General features: G+C 71.3%; 14 protein-coding genes and 1 pseudogene. 10 read left to right on the forward strand and 5 right to left on the reverse strand.

Annotated elements, in window-relative coordinates; genetic code table 11:
• Positions 1-33: 33 nt before the first annotated feature.
• The 4 genes from ACIP6U_RS00920 (at position 34) to ACIP6U_RS00935 (ending at position 4,679) form a co-directional block, all read left to right on the forward strand.
• Positions 34-1,593: an FMN-binding glutamate synthase family protein gene (locus ACIP6U_RS00920; protein ID WP_401712861.1), complete on the forward strand. Its 1,560-nt coding sequence runs from the start codon at positions 34-36 to the stop codon at positions 1,591-1,593.
• 46 nt (positions 1,594-1,639) lie between these two features.
• Positions 1,640-3,409, forward strand: coding sequence for a thiamine pyrophosphate-dependent enzyme (locus ACIP6U_RS00925; protein ID WP_401710967.1), 1,770 nt, complete (start codon positions 1,640-1,642; stop codon positions 3,407-3,409).
• Positions 3,410-3,792: 383 nt separating this feature from the next.
• The gene (locus ACIP6U_RS00930) at positions 3,793-4,212 is read left to right on the forward strand and encodes a phage holin family protein (protein WP_401710970.1); all 420 of its coding nucleotides are present in this window, start codon (positions 3,793-3,795) and stop codon (positions 4,210-4,212) included.
• Positions 4,209-4,679, forward strand: a complete 471-nt coding sequence (locus ACIP6U_RS00935) for a DUF3618 domain-containing protein (protein WP_401710973.1) — start codon at positions 4,209-4,211, stop codon at positions 4,677-4,679. Before ACIP6U_RS00930 ends, ACIP6U_RS00935 begins: the two co-directional genes overlap by 4 nt.
• A 73-nt stretch (positions 4,680-4,752) precedes the next feature.
• Here ACIP6U_RS00935 and ACIP6U_RS00940 read toward each other — a convergent pair whose 3' ends face one another.
• Complete coding sequence (locus ACIP6U_RS00940; protein ID WP_401710975.1) at positions 4,753-5,718, reverse strand: pirin family protein; 966 nt, start codon at positions 5,716-5,718, stop codon at positions 4,753-4,755.
• Positions 5,719-5,806: 88 nt separating this feature from the next.
• Here ACIP6U_RS00940 and ACIP6U_RS00945 point away from each other — a divergent pair, with 88 nt between their 5' ends.
• The 3 genes from ACIP6U_RS00945 (at position 5,807) to ACIP6U_RS00955 (ending at position 7,212) form a co-directional block, all read left to right on the forward strand.
• Entirely contained in the window at positions 5,807-6,346 is a 540-nt protein-coding gene (locus ACIP6U_RS00945) for a MarR family winged helix-turn-helix transcriptional regulator (RefSeq protein ID WP_401710978.1), read from the forward strand.
• Positions 6,343-6,780 (forward strand): MarR family transcriptional regulator, encoded by a 438-nt coding sequence (locus ACIP6U_RS00950; RefSeq protein ID WP_401710981.1) that lies wholly within the window; start codon positions 6,343-6,345, stop codon positions 6,778-6,780. Before ACIP6U_RS00945 ends, ACIP6U_RS00950 begins: the two co-directional genes overlap by 4 nt.
• Before the next feature lie 84 nt (positions 6,781-6,864).
• A complete protein-coding gene (locus ACIP6U_RS00955; RefSeq protein WP_401710984.1) occupies positions 6,865-7,212 on the forward strand; it encodes a tetratricopeptide repeat protein in 348 nt (115 codons plus the stop codon).
• A gap of 103 nt (positions 7,213-7,315) precedes the next feature.
• On the opposite strand, the gene ACIP6U_RS00960 is transcribed toward ACIP6U_RS00955, so the two are convergent.
• Positions 7,316-8,710, reverse strand: a complete 1,395-nt coding sequence (locus tag ACIP6U_RS00960; RefSeq protein ID WP_401710987.1) for a PepSY-associated TM helix domain-containing protein — start codon at positions 8,708-8,710, stop codon at positions 7,316-7,318.
• 146 nt (positions 8,711-8,856) lie between these two features.
• On the opposite strand from ACIP6U_RS00960, the gene ACIP6U_RS00965 reads away from it, so the two are divergent.
• Entirely contained in the window at positions 8,857-9,501 is a 645-nt protein-coding gene (locus tag ACIP6U_RS00965; protein ID WP_401710991.1) for a peptide deformylase, read from the forward strand.
• Between the two features lie 83 nt (positions 9,502-9,584).
• Here the strand turns inward: ACIP6U_RS00965 and ACIP6U_RS00970 are convergent, their stop codons facing one another.
• Positions 9,585-11,018, reverse strand: a complete 1,434-nt coding sequence (locus tag ACIP6U_RS00970) for a dihydrolipoyl dehydrogenase family protein (RefSeq protein ID WP_401710994.1) — start codon at positions 11,016-11,018, stop codon at positions 9,585-9,587.
• A 121-nt stretch (positions 11,019-11,139) separates the two neighbouring features.
• Between ACIP6U_RS00970 and trxA the strand changes: the two genes are divergently transcribed.
• Positions 11,140-11,526, forward strand: coding sequence for a thioredoxin (gene trxA / locus ACIP6U_RS00975; RefSeq protein ID WP_123996407.1), 387 nt, complete (start codon positions 11,140-11,142; stop codon positions 11,524-11,526).
• Positions 11,527-11,529: 3 nt separating this feature from the next.
• Here trxA and ACIP6U_RS00980 read toward each other — a convergent pair whose 3' ends face one another.
• Positions 11,530-12,708 (reverse strand): 4-hydroxybenzoate 3-monooxygenase, encoded by a 1,179-nt coding sequence (locus tag ACIP6U_RS00980; RefSeq protein WP_401710998.1) that lies wholly within the window; start codon positions 12,706-12,708, stop codon positions 11,530-11,532.
• Positions 12,709-12,725: 17 nt separating this feature from the next.
• Positions 12,726-13,760, reverse strand: coding sequence for a LacI family DNA-binding transcriptional regulator (locus ACIP6U_RS00985; protein WP_401711000.1), 1,035 nt, complete (start codon positions 13,758-13,760; stop codon positions 12,726-12,728).
• A gap of 107 nt (positions 13,761-13,867) precedes the next feature.
• Here ACIP6U_RS00985 and ACIP6U_RS00990 point away from each other — a divergent pair.
• Positions 13,868-14,065, forward strand: a pseudogene (locus ACIP6U_RS00990) (helix-turn-helix domain-containing protein); the annotation flags it as partial.
• Positions 14,066-14,072 lie beyond the last annotated feature (7 nt).

Raw genomic sequence — 14,072 nt, forward strand, 5'->3', positions numbered from 1 at the left:
TCGTGGCTCGTGCTGAGAACCGGAACGGTCGCGGTGGTCGTGTGCGCCGCCCTCGCAGTGGTCGGTGTGGCCGTGGTGGCGTCACCCTGGTGGTGGGCGGCCGCTGTGCCACTGGCCTCGATCGGCGTGATCGGGGTGTGGGACCTGGTCCAGCGACGGCACTCGGTGCTGCGCAACTATCCGGTGATCGGACACGCCCGCTTCCTGCTGGAGCGCATCCGGCCCGAGCTGCAGCAGTACTTCGTGGAGCGGAACTTCGACGGGCGGCCCTTCGACCGGGACGTCCGCAGCATCGTCTACGAGCGCGCCAAGGGCACCGCCGCCGAGGAGCCGTTCGGCACCGAACGCGATGTGTACCGGGCGGGATACGAGTACCTGGTGCCCTCGATGGCGCCCCGCCCGGTGCCCGACCGCCCGCCGCGCGTACGGATCGGCGGCCCGGACTGCACCCGGCCCTACGACATGGCCCTGCTGAACGTCTCCGCGATGAGCTTCGGCTCGCTCTCCGCCAACGCCGTCCTGGCGCTCAACCAGGGCGCCGCGGCAGGGGGTTTCGCGCACGACACCGGTGAGGGCGGGCTGTCGGAGTACCACCTGCGCCCGGGCGGTGACCTGGTCTGGGAGATCGGTACCGGCTACTTCGGCTGCCGGACCCGGGACGGGGACTTCGATGCCGGGGAGTTCGCCGAGAAGGCGTCCGGCGAGAGCGTGAAGTGTGTGTCGCTCAAGCTGTCGCAGGGGGCCAAACCCGGGATCGGCGGTGTACTGCCCGGAGCCAAGGTCAACGCGGAGATCGCCCGGGTGCGGGACGTGCCCCAGGGAGAGACGGTCGTCTCACCGCCGTACCACCGGGTGTTCTCCACCCCTCGTGAACTGGTCCTCTTCATCGCGCGGATGCGGGAGCTGTCCGGCGGCAAGCCGACCGGTTTCAAGCTGTGCGTCGGGTCCCGGCGCCAGTTCCTCGCCGTGTGCAAGGCGATGATCGAGGAGGGCACCGCACCCGACTTCATCATCGTCGACGGCGCGGAGGGCGGTACGGGCGCCGCACCGCTCGAATTCGCCGACCACATCGGCACACCGCTCACCGAGGGCCTGATGACCGTGCACAACGCGCTGGTCGGCGCGGGCCTGCGGGACCGGATCCGGATCGGCGCGAGCGGCAAGATCGCCACCGGGGCCGACCTCGTCAAGCGCCTGATCCAGGGCGCCGACTACGGCAACGCGGCCCGCGCCATGATGTTCGCGGTCGGCTGCATCCAGGCCCAGCGCTGCCACACCAACACCTGCCCCGTCGGCGTCACCACCCAGGACCCGCGACGGGCCCGCGCGCTGGACGTCGGCGACAAGGCCGCGCGCGTACGACGCCTCCAGGAGGCCACCGTCGGCAGCGCCCTGCAGATCATGGCCTCCATGGGGGTCGCCGACCCCGCGCAGCTCCACCCGCACATGCTGCGCCGGCGCATCGACCCGCAGACCGTGCGCTCCTACGACGTGCTGTACGAGTGGCTCTCCCCCGGCCAGCTGCTGGTCGAGCCGCCCGCCGACTGGGCGACCGACTGGAAGGCCGCCGACCCCGACCGCTTCACGATCTGACCTGGCCCTGACCCGCCTCTGTCCCGTATCCGACCTGGAGGAACCCGTGGCACGAACCGTCGCCCGCGTCATCGTGGACGCCCTGAGCGAACTCGGCGTACGCCAGGTGTTCGGCGTCGTGGGAGACGCGCTCAACCCGCTGACCGACGCCATCCGCACCACCGACGACGTGGAGTGGGTGGGCTGCCGCCACGAGGAGGCGGCCGCCTTCGCCGCGAGCGCCCAGTCCCAGCTCACCGACCACCTGGGGGTGTGCATGGGCACGGTAGGCCCCGGTTCCGTCCATCTGCTCAACGGCCTCTACGACGCTGCCAAGAGCCGTACGCCCGTGCTGGCCGTCGCCGGCCAGGTCCCCCTGTCCGAGCTGGGCAGCGACGCCTTCCAGGAGGTCGACAACGACCTGCTCTTCCGTGACGTGGCGGTCTTCCGCGCCACGATCACCGATCCCGACCAGTTGCCGCAGCTCCTTGAGACGGCGGTGCGCAACGCCCTGGGGCACAAGGGTGTCGCGGTCCTCACGGTGCCGGGCGACATCGGCGACCGGGAACTGCACGCCGACCGACCCGTCCGCTTCTCCCTCACCACACCCACCACCCGCCCCGAGGCGGACGCCGTGCGCCGGGCCGCCGAACTCCTCGACCGCGCGGGCCGGATCACCCTGCTGGTAGGGCAGGGCGCCCGCGCCGCCCGCGAGGACGTCCTCGCACTGGCGGACCGCCTCGCGGCGCCGATGGTGCTGACGTTGAAGGCCAAGGAGGGATTCGAGGGCGACAACCCCTTCCAGGTCGGCCAGACCGGTCTGATCGGGAACCCGGCGGCGGCCGGTGCCCTGCAGTCCGCGGACACCCTGCTCCTGCTGGGCACCGACTTCCCCTACCGCGACTGGTATCCCGAGGGCCGCACGGTCATCCAGGTCGACACCGAGCCGGCGCACATCGGCCGCCGCGTCCCGGTGGACATCGGCCTGGTCGGCGATGCGGGTGCCACCGTGCGCGACCTCCTCGACCACCTGGCCACCGGGCCGGGCGAGTTGGGCGACCTGGGCGGCACGCGCGACCGCGGGCATCTGGAGCAGGCACGGGAACGCTTCCTGAGCTGGCGTGCGGGCCAGGCACGCCTCGCCGACCCCACGCACGACAAAGGTCTGGTCGGCAGGGTGCGCTCCGCGCTCGACAACCGCGAACACGGCATCCGCCCGGAGGCGCTGGCGGCCGCCGTGGACCGCGGCGCCACCGACGACGCGATCTTCACCTCGGACACCGGGATGGCCACCGTCTGGCTCTCGCGGTTCGTCGAGATGCGCGGGACGCGCCGGCTGCTCGGCTCCTACAACCTGGGCTCCATGGCCAACGCCATGCCGCAGGCGCTCGGCGCGCAGTACCTGGACCGGGACCGCCAGGTCGTGGCCTTCTGCGGGGACGGCGGTCTGAGCATGCTCCTGGGCGACCTCATGACCCTCAAGTCGTACCGACTGCCGGTCAAGCTCGTCGTCTTCGACAACCGCCGCCTCGGCATGGTCAAGCTGGAGCAGGAACAGGCAGGACTCCCCGAGTTCGGAACCGTTCTGGACAACCCCGACTTCGCGGCCGTCGCCGCCGCCATCGGGATCACCGGCATCCGGGTCACCGACCCCGCCGACCTCGACGACTCCGTACACCGTGCCTTCGCGACGCCGGGCCCCGTCCTCCTCGACGTACTCACCAATCCGGACGAGATCGCCGTCCCCGCCAAACCCACCGTCGAACAGGGCTGGGGATTCGCCGTCGCCAAGATGAAGGAACTACTGCGCAGCCACGGCGACGAAACCCGCCACTGAACGCGACCATGCCCGCCCTGGGATTCACAGAAATCCGGGGCGGGCTGTGGTCAGTGCTGATCGTGCGGTCGAAAAGGCACGGGTCAGCGACGGCGCAGCATCATGACGATGAGGACAATGACAATGATGAGGACGACGGTACCCAGACCTATGTACACGATTTTCTCTTTCCTTCGGGAAACGGCGCCCATCGGTGCCGCGGACTACCGAGTGCCCCGGATGACGCGTTTCAGCCCCCGCACTTCCTGATGCCATTTCTGGGGCACCGCGGGCGGGATATCCATCCACCGAGCGGTGAGGAGTCGTTGTCCGGGTACCCGGCACACGATCAGGCGGTGACAGGAGAAGGCGTGTTGATCGCCCAGAAGGACAGGTGAGTACCCATGACGACAGAAGGCACCCCCCGCACCGGCAACGGAGCACAGGAACCGGTCGGCGATCTGGTCCAACGTGCCTCGCAGCAGTTGTCCCAGTTGGTCCGTGACGAAATGCGCCTGGCCCAGGCGGAGATGGTCCAGAAGGGCAAACGCTTCGGCAAGGGCGGCGGACTGTTCGGCGGCGCCGGTCTGATGGGTGTTCTCACCCTCCAGGCCCTGGTGGTCACCGTGATCGCCGCGCTCTCGCTCGTCATGGACGTGTGGGCGGCGGCGCTGATCGTCACCGCCGTCCTGGCCGCGGTCTCCGCGCTGATGGCGACTCTCGGCAGGCAGCAGATCAGCAAGGCATCCCCGCCGACGCCGGAACAGACCATCGACAGCGTCAAGGCCGACGTGGCCGAAATCAAGGAGAAGGCACACCGATGACCCAGGACAAGCCGCACACGGGCGATGAGGCGACACCCTCCCCGGAGGAACTGCGCCGGCAGGTCGAGGCGACCCGCGAGGAACTCGGCGAGACCGTCGAGGCGCTCGCGGCCAAGGCCGATGTCAAGGCCCGCGCCCAGGAGAAGACGGACGCCGTCAAGCAGCAGGTCGAGGAGAAGACCGCACAGGCCAAGGCCCAACTGCGGGACAAGGCATCACACGTGGCCCAGGTGGTGCAGGACAAAACGCCGGAGACGGTGCGGGCCAAGGCCGGCGCGGCCACGGAACAGGTCCGCGACAAGGCGGTTCAGGCCGGGCAGCTCGCGCGGGAGAAGACCCCGGATCCGGTGCTCGAGAAGGCGGACCAGGGCTTGCAGGCGGCACGGGCCAACCGCGTCCCCCTGCTCGCCGCGGCCGGCGCGTTCATCGCGCTGCTGCTCATCCGCCGGTCCAGGAAGCGCCGTTGAGAAACGTGGGAAGAGGGCGCGCGGAGCCACTCAGCATGGCCCTGCGCGCCCTCAACCTTCTCAACCGCCCAGGTCAGCGCACCCTGCCCCGCGGCTTCAAGGCCACCGGCGGCAGTTCGGGCGCCGGGATCGGGTCACCGTCGTAGCCCTTGACCTCGCCGAAGCGTGTTCCCGTCATCCAGTCCGCGCGGGCCTGCTCGATCTCCTGCTGGGTGCGGCCGATCCAGTTCCAGAACATGATCAGTTCCTCCTCGAACGGCTCACCGCCCAGGAGCATCAGCCCGGCGTCCGACTCGGCCCGCACCGGCAGTTCGTCGCGGCCGCAGCCGAGGTAGAGCATCGAACCCGGCAGCAGGGGCACACCGTCGACGCGGGTCTCGCCGGACATGGCGAGGACGGCGTACTCGAAGTCCCGCTCCAGCGGGACGCGTACGTCCGCTCCGCCGGCCAGCGTCAGGTCCGCGCCGACGATCGGGGTGTACGTCGTGCCGGGCGAGGTCGCGCCGTCGAGGTCGCCCAGGATCAGCGTGGCCTTGAGGCCCGGTGCCGTGACGACCGGGAGTTCGGCGTGGTGCTCGAAGCGCGGGTCGGTGTGGCGGTGGCCGTCCGGGAGGGCGACCCACAGCTGGGCGCCGTGCAGGAGCCGCGCGTGCGGACGGGGGCTCTCCTCGGAGTGGCTGATCGCGCGCCCTGAGGTCATCAGACCGAGCTCGCGCGGGCGGATCGTCTGGAGGCTGCCGGTCGAGTCGCGGTGCAGCACCTCGCCGTCGTGCAGCCAGCTCACCGTCTGCAGACCCATGTGCGGGTGCGGCGGGACCTGCATGCCGGACTCGTCGGCGATGTCGTCGGGGCCGTAGTGATCGACGAAGCACCAGGCGCCCACCATCCGGCGGCCCAGGTTGGGCAGCAGTCGACGGACCTCGGTCGACGCGCCGAGCTGCACCCGGCGCGGGCTGAGAAGTTCACGCACGGGCTCCGCCACCACGAAGCCACGACCACCGCACAGGGCGGGAACCGCCTCGCGATCAAGATTGCTCATGTCCCACAACCTAGCCCCGTCGGAGCGGTTCCGTCAGTCCGGGTGAAAATAGTAGCCATGTATATAGTCGCCATGTACTGTATCTGTCATGAGCAAGGGTTCCGGTACAGATTCCGAGAAGGCGACACCCGGTGCGCTGGTGTGGCGCCTGTCGATGAAGTGGCGCGTCGCGGTCGACCGGGCGGTGGCCCCGCTGGGGCTCACCCACGCGCAGTACGTCATGGTGGCCTCGCTGTACGGGCTGCGGCGGGCCGGGGAGCGTCCCAGCCAGCGGCGCCTCGCCGACGTCACGGGACTCGAGCCGCTCTACGTGTCCAAGCTGGCGCGCGCCCTCGAGGCGGCCGGCCTGGTCGAGCGGGACCGGGATCCCCGGGATCCCCGCGCCGTACAACTGGCACTCACCGAGCAGGGCCGCGAGGTCACCGGGCGCGCGATCAAGGTCGTACAAGGACTGTTGCGGCAGTTGCTGGCGCCGCTCGGCGGTCTCGACAGTCCGCGCGCCAAGGAGTTCTCGCGTGACCTGGCGACCCTGCTCGACGCCCCCCTGGACCCCTTCGCGGCCTCCACTCACGACGAGAACGAGCACGCAGACATCGAGCACGACGACATCGAGACGGAGCAGTCATGACCACCACCGCACCCACCGTCAACGGCCAGGTGATCGGCCTCGCCCACTACGCGGGCCGCGCCGTCCTGGAGAGCGTCCTGGCCCTCCACGGCGCCACCTTCCAGCAGCAGATCACCCTGAACCGGGTCACCGGGGGTCCGGTCGAACGGGACGCCCTCGTCGAGGAGGTCGCCGACGCGCTCAAGGTCGGCACCGCCGAGATACAGGGTGTCGTCGACGAGCTGATCGCCAAGGGGTCGCTGGCGGCCCAGGCCTCGCAGGTCCGGCTCACGGACACCGGGAAGACGTTCCACGCCGAGGTGTCGGCCGAGGTCGGGGAGATATCCGCCCGACTCTACGCCGGTATCCCGGCCGAGGACCTGGCGGTGGCCGGCGGCGTGCTGGCCCAGGTGACCGAGCGGGCCAACGCGGAACTGGCCGCGCGCCGCTCCTGACGCACCCACCCCTCCCGGGACGCCTCCGAGGTAGTGGAATATTCAACCAAATCCTCCGGTTGAGCAGGCCGAAGGAGGCAACGAGTGGACACCACGTACTACGACCACGGAACACCGGCGGAGCGCTGGGAGCGCGCGCAGCTGTTCTTCGACGCCAAGGACTTCACGGCCGCCGCACGGGTGCTGGACGGGCTGGTCGAGGAGGTGCCGGAGCAGACCGGACCCCGGCTGCTGCTGGCTCGGGCCTACTACCACTCGGCCCAACTCAAGCGCGCGGAGAGCGAGTTGCGGATCATCGTCGAGCGCGACCCGGTGGAGCACTACGCCCGGCTGCTGCTCGGCCGCACGCTCCAGCGGCAGAGCCGGGACGAGGAGGCCGACTCGCACCTGCGGATCGCCTCGGCGCTCGCGGGCGACTTCGAGCAGGTCTGAACCACACCGCACGACCGACACGGCACGGCCGACAACACATGACCGACACCGCATGACCGACCCCCGGGTCGCCTCCGTATCGAGGTGGCCCGGGGGTCGTCCGTCATTTGGCCGCCGCTGTCCCCCGCCGGTGGGCGATCTCGCCCAGCAGGATGTCGGCCACGACGAAGGCGGCCAGGGGGATGCCGAGCAGCGGGACGAAGTAGCCGAGGACGGCGATGACGGCGACACACGGGACGAGGATCTGCGGGGGCACGTTCTGCCAGGCACCGCGCGGTATGGGGCGGCCGAAGGAGGAGCCCCGGCCGCGCTGCCACCACATGCGGTAGCCCCAGACGATCAGCAGGATCAGGGAGGCCGCGAGCAGCATCAGGGCGATCTGGTTGACCAGGCCGAACAGGGAACCGGTGTGCAGGTCGATGCCCCAGCGGGTCAGCTTGGCGAGCAACGGGTAGTCCGCGAACCGGAGTTCGTCGGTGACCTTGCCAGTGCTCGGGTCGACGGCGACGGAGTCCTGCTTCTCGGGCCAGCTGCGCTGGACCTGACGGACGACGTACGCGGAGTTCTCGTCGGCGGGCGGAACGATCTCGACGGGGTCGCCGAGGCCTTTCGCGCGGGCCGCCGCGAGCACGGTGTCGAGGCCGACGCCGTGGTCGGCGTCCCCGGTGGTGGTGGCCGCCCCGTGCCCGGCGTGCTCGCCGCCGGCCGCCGCGGAGACCGACGGGGTGGACTGGCCGAGCGAGGTGCGCAGTTCGTCGATGTTGGCGCCGGCGTACGTCGACCAGGTCAGGCCGGTCGCCGAGAGGAAGATGAACCCGGCCGCCGCCCAGACGCCGACGGTGCCGTGCAGACCGAGCGTGCGGCGCCGGCCGCTGGTGCCGCGGACCTTGCGCAGCGCACGGCGGCGGGAGAACCACAGCACCAGGCCGCCGCCTGCGATGACCCACAGCCAGCTCGCGGCGAACTCGCTGTAGAGCCGGCCGGTTTCGCCGAGCCGCAGGTCCCGGTGGAAGTCGTCGATCCAGGTGCGCAGGGGCAACGCGCCGGTCGAGCCGTACTGTTCGAGGGCCCCGCGCACCTTGCCGGTGTACGGGTCGACGAAGACCGCGAGCGTGTGGTCCGCGTCGACGCCCGCGACGCCCGACAGCAGCACCCGGGTGGTGGCGTCGGACTCCGGGGAGGGGCGTACGGCGGACACGGTGCCCTCGGGGTGGGCCGCGCGGGCGGCGGTGACCTGCTCGGAGATGGGCAGCTTGGTGTCGCCGACCTTCGCGACGGTCATCTCATGGGCGTACACCAACTTCTCGGCCTGGAACGAGCCGGCGTAGAGGAAGCCCGTGACGGCGGCGACGAGCAGGAACGGCGCGACGAACACTCCGGCGTAGAAGTGCAGGCGCAGCACGAGGGGGCGCAGCGGGGCCCATCCGGAAGGGGTCGGCGCGGGGACGGCGGCGGGTTGCGGGGCCTCGTCCGTGGTGGTCGGTGGCGCGGTGGACATCGGCGGGATCTCCGGGGGGACGGGGACGGTGTGTGACTGTGGCGGTCCAGTAGTCGGGGGCGGAGGGCGTCGAGTTCCCGGCGACACAAGTGGCGTACGTCACAGGCCGCGGCGGCCGTGGCGGAACGTCATGGCATCCTGGCCCGATGGCAACTCCCCGTGACCCCGCACCCCTTGTCGACCTGGTCGAGGAACTCCTCGCGATCGATGGCCCGTTGCCGATCGTGGCCGCCGGTGACCCGGTCCTGCGCAGGGGCACCGAGCGCTTCGACGGTCAGCTGGACCCGGCGCTGCTGGCCCGTCTGGTCGAGGCCCTGCGGGTCACCATGCACGCGGCGCCGGGCGTGGGCCTGGCCGCGCCGCAGGTCGGGGTGCCGTTGCGGATCGCGGTGATCGAGGACCCGGCGCCGGTGCCGGACGAGGTGCGCATCGCCCGGGGCCGGGTGCCGCAGCCGTTCCGGGTGCTGGTCAATCCGTCGTACGAGCCCGTCGGCGGCGAGCGGGCCGCGTTCTTCGAGGGCTGTCTGAGTGTGCCGGGGTGGCAGGCGGTGGTGGCCCGGCACGCCGAGGTGCGGCTGACGGGCGAGGACGAGCACGGGCGCGCGGTGGACGAGGTGTTCAGCGGCTGGCCGGCCCGGATCGTGCAGCACGAGACGGACCATCTCGACGGCCTGTTGTATCTGGACCGCGCCGAGTTGCGCTCGCTGTCCTCGAACGAGGCGATGGCGGAGCGGTGGACCCGGCCGACACCGGAGGAGGCGGCGCGGGAACTCGGCTTCGAACTGCCGTAGCCCGGCCGCGCACTGCCTCTCACACGCGGCGCGGGGACCACCTGAAGTCGGTGGTCCCCGCGTGAACTTCCCTGTCCCGCACGTCAGTTGTCCCGGTACGCCTCCAGCAGGCGCAGCCACACCTCGCTGAGCGTCGGGTAGGACGGCACCGCGTGCCAGAGCCGGCTGATCGGAACCTCGCCCGCGACGGCGACGGTCGCCGAGTGGATGAGTTCGCCGACGCCGGGGCCGACGAAGGTGACGCCGAGCAGGATCTCGCGTTCGAGGTCGACGACCAGGCGGGCCTTGCCGCGGTAACCGTCCGCGTAGAGCCCCGCGCCGGCCACCGAGGCGAACTCGACGTCGACGGCGCGCACCCGGCGCCCGGCCTGCTCTGCCTCCGCGAGCGAGAGGCCGACGGACGCGGCCTCCGGGTCGGTGAAGACGACCTGCGGTACGGCGCTGTGGTCGGCGGTGGCCGCGTGCGCGCCCCAGGGGTCGGTCTCCAGGAGCGGTACGCCGGAGGCACGGGCGGCGATGGCGGCGCCCGCGATCCGGGCCTGGTACTTGCCCTGGTGGGTGAGCAGGGCGCGGTGGTTGACGTCGCCGACCGCGTAGAGCCACTGGCTGCCGGTGACGCGGAGGCTGTCGTCGACGGCGAGCCAGGAGCCGGGGGTCAGACCGACCGTGTCCAGGCCGATGTCCTCGGTGCGCGGGACGCGGCCGGTGGCGAAGAGGATCTCGTCGGCCTCGATGCGGTCGCCCTGCCCGGTGACGACCACGACCGTGCCGTTCTCGCGGGTGACCGACTCGACCGAGGCGCCGGTGCGCACGTCGACGCCCGCCGCGGTGAGCGCCTCGGCGATCAGTTCGCCGGCGAAGGGCTCCATGCGGTTGAGCAGGCCCTTGCCGCGGACCAGGAGGGTGACGCGCGAGCCGAGGGCCTGCCAGGCGGTGGCCATCTCGGTGGCGACCACTCCCCCGCCGACCACCACGAGCCGGCCCGGCACCTCCTGGGCGCTGGTGGCCTCGCGGCTGGTCCACGGGCGGACCTCGGCCAGTCCGGGCAGGTCGGGGAGAGCGGCGCCGGTGCCCGTGGCGACGGCGACCGCGTGCCGGGCGGTCAGCGTCTTCACCGTGCCGTCGGGGCCGGTCACGGTGACCGTGCGGGGTCCGGCGAGGCGGCCGTGGCCGCGGTAGAGGTCGGCACCGATGCCGTCCAGCCAGCCGACCTGCCCGTCGTCCTTCCAGTGGGAGGTGAAGTAGTCCCTGCGGGCGAGGACCGCGGCCGCGTCGAGCGGGCCCTGCACGTCCTGGCTCAGGCCCGGCAGCCGGCGGGCGTCCGCCTGGGCGATCACGGGGCGCAGCAGGGCCTTGCTGGGCATGCACGCCCAGTACGAGCATTCGCCTCCGACGAGCTCGCTCTCCACGATCGCGGTGGAGAGTCCGGCCGCACGGGTGCGGTCCGCGACGTTCTCCCCCACGGGCCCGGCCCCGAGCACCACTACGTCGTACGCGATGTCTTCCGTTTCCGTCATGGGGCCAGTCTGCTCGGTGGTGTGACCGGAGGCCACACGGGTAGGGGCGCGGAATACGTGACCGGCCGGCCGCGTTGTGCCGACGGCTTCGCCCCGACACGAGGAAGTAGGGATACACGTCATGAGCAGCACCGTGGAGCTCACCAAGGAGAACTTCGACCAGACGGTCACGGACAACGAATTCGTCCTGATCGACTTCTGGGCAGCCTGGTGCGGGCCGTGCCGTATGTTCGCCCCGATCTACGACAAGGCCGCCGAGGAGAACCCGGACCTGGTGTTCGGCAAGATCGACACCGAGGCGCAGCCCGAGCTCGCCGCGGCCTTCGGCATCCAGTCGATCCCGACGCTGATGATCGTGCGTGACCAGGTCGCCGTGTACGCCCAGGCGGGCGCTCTGCCGGAGGCCGCCCTGACGGACGTCATCGGCCAGGCCCGCAAGCTCGACATGGACGAGGTCCGCAAGTCCGTCGCCGAGCAGCAGGCGCAGGCCGAGCAGAACGGCGAGTAGGTCTCAGCCCAGAAGCGGAAGTCCCGTGTAGTTGGCGGCCAGTTCGGCGGCCGCGTGCCGGGACGAGGTGATCCGGCGGAGACGCGCGAGCTGCACCCGGTTCTCGAACGCGTCCCCGTCCGGCTGGGTGTGCAGCATCCGGGTCATGTCGTACGAGAAACGCGTGGCCTGCCACACGCGTGCGAGGCATGCGTCGGAATAGGTGTCCAGGAGCCGTTCGGAGCCCGTGCGGTGCAGTTCGGCGAAGGCGCGGGCGAGGAGGCGGACGTCGGAGACGGCGAGGTTGAGTCCCTTGGCGCCGGTCGGCGGGACGATGTGCGCGGCGTCGCCGGCCAGCAGCAGCTGGCCCAGGCGCATCGGTTCGTGGACGTAACTCCGCATCGGTGTCACGGACTTGGCGGTGATCGGGCCGCGCTTCAGGCTCCAGTCGGCGTCGACGGCGAACCGCGCGGCGAGTTCGTCCCAGATCCGGTCCTCCGGCCAGTCGTCGGGGTCGGTGTCGTTGGGTACTTGCAGATACAGGCGTGAGACGTGCGGGGAGCGCATGCTGTGCAGCGCGAAGCCGCCCTCCCCGCGCGCGTAGATCAACTCGTCGCAGGACGGCGCCACATCGGCCAGGACACCGAGCCAGGAGTACGGGTAGTCGTGCGCGTACGACCGGGCGACCTCGGCCGGGAAGGTGCCCCGCGAGATGCCGTGGAAGCCGTCGCAGCCGACCACCCAGTCGCAGCTCAGCGTCTGCTCACGGCCCTCGTGCACGAACCGGACGACGGGTGTCCCGCTCTCCGGCTTCTCCACCGCCAGCGCCTCCGCCTCGAACAACAGCGGTGGCCCCTCGGCCAGTTGGAGGGCGACGAGGTCCTTCACGATCTCGGTCTGGGCGTAGATGGTGACCGTACGGCCGCCGGTGAGGGCCGGGAAGTCGATGTGGTGGCGTTCGCGGTCGAAGCGCAGCTCGATGCCCTGGTGCACCAGCCCTTCGGCGCCGAGACGGTCGGCGGCGCCTGCCTCGCGCAGCGCGTCCACCGTGCCCTGCTCCAGCATTCCGGCACGCTGGCGCTGCTCGACGTACTCCCGCGTCCTGGCCTCCAGGACGACACACTCGATGCCCGCGCGGTGCAGCAGCCGGGCGAGGAGCAGCCCGGCGGGGCCGCCGCCGATGATGCCGACCGTCGTGCGCATGGGCGCCTCCTGAGGGTTCAGCTGGACTCTCGGTGGACGACCGTGGCGCCCAGTACTTCGTGCGTCTCGGGCCCGGCGCCCGGGTCGCGCACCGCGCGGTCCACCAGTTCGGCGAGGTCGCGGCCGGACGGGAGCTCGATGTGCACCGTGCTCAGCCGGGGCCGCAGCAGCCGGCCGAGGACGAGGTCGTCGGCGCCGATCACGGCCGTGTCCTGAGGGATGCGTACGCCCGCGTCCTGGAGGGCGCGCATCAGCAGCATCGCGTACTCGTCGTTGTAGGCGAACACGGCGTCGAGCTTGAGGGCGTGCCAGCGGGCGGCGAGGCGCGCGGCGGCCTGCTCGTCGTAGGCGAGAGGAAGGTCGGTGACCGCCGCGTCGGTGCCGTCCAGGGCCCGACGCACGCCCTTGAGGCGGGGCAGCGAGAAGAGCTCCAGGCCGTCCTCCTCGGGAACGAGGACACCGATGCGGCGCCGGCCGCGGTCGTACAGGTGGCGGCCCGCGCAGAAGCCGACGGCCTCGTGGTCCATGAGCAGGGCGTGGGCGCCCTCGACGGAATCGGGGCCGAGGGTGACGACCGCCCGGGCGCCGGAGCGCTTGAGCACGGTCACGCCCTGCGGGCCCAGGCCCGCGCCCGGCACCAGGACGGCGACGGGCCGCAGTTCGGCCCAGGCGCGGGCGGCCTCGTCGCCCTGCAGTCCGACGGTGCCGTACTGGACGACGGTGTAGTCGAGGCGGCTGAGCGCCCACTGGAGTTCGTTGATGAACTGGCTGTAGAGCGGGCCGATCGGGATGGTGGGGGCGGGCATCAGGACCAGGCGGCTGTGTCCGGCGCGCAGGCTGCGGGCGGCCGCGTGGGGCACGTACCCGAGTTCCTTCGCGGCTTCGTGGACGCGGCGGCGCGTGGGCTCGCTGATGCGTACGGCGCTGGTGTTGTTGAGGACGTAGGAGACGGTCGCGCGCGAGACTCCGGCCAGACGGGCCACATCGGCGCTCGTGGGCACGGGGCGCGCGGCGGGGGACGCGAGCGCGGGCGTGTTCGGTATCTGCACCATGACGTGAGGCATCTTTGCAGAACCTGTGTCCGAGGCCACACCCGGTCTACAACGAACATGTTCGTCACGAACTTGTTCTCAACGAACATGTTCGTTACCTTGGAGGCATGACAGACCGCCCCGACATCCCCCGCAGCCGCCGTGAGCGTCCGGCGAAGCCCGCCCTGTCCCGGGAGGGCATCGTGGCCGCCGCCGTGGCCGTGCTGCGTACCGAGGGCCTGCGGAAGGTGACCATGCGGCGCCTGGCGCAGGAGCTCGACACCGGCCCGGCCTCGCTGTACGTCTACGTGCGCAACACCGCGGAGCTGCACG

The sequence above is a fragment of the Streptomyces sp. NPDC088794 genome (genome assembly GCF_044750545.1).
GTDB lineage: Bacteria > Actinomycetota > Actinomycetes > Streptomycetales > Streptomycetaceae > Streptomyces.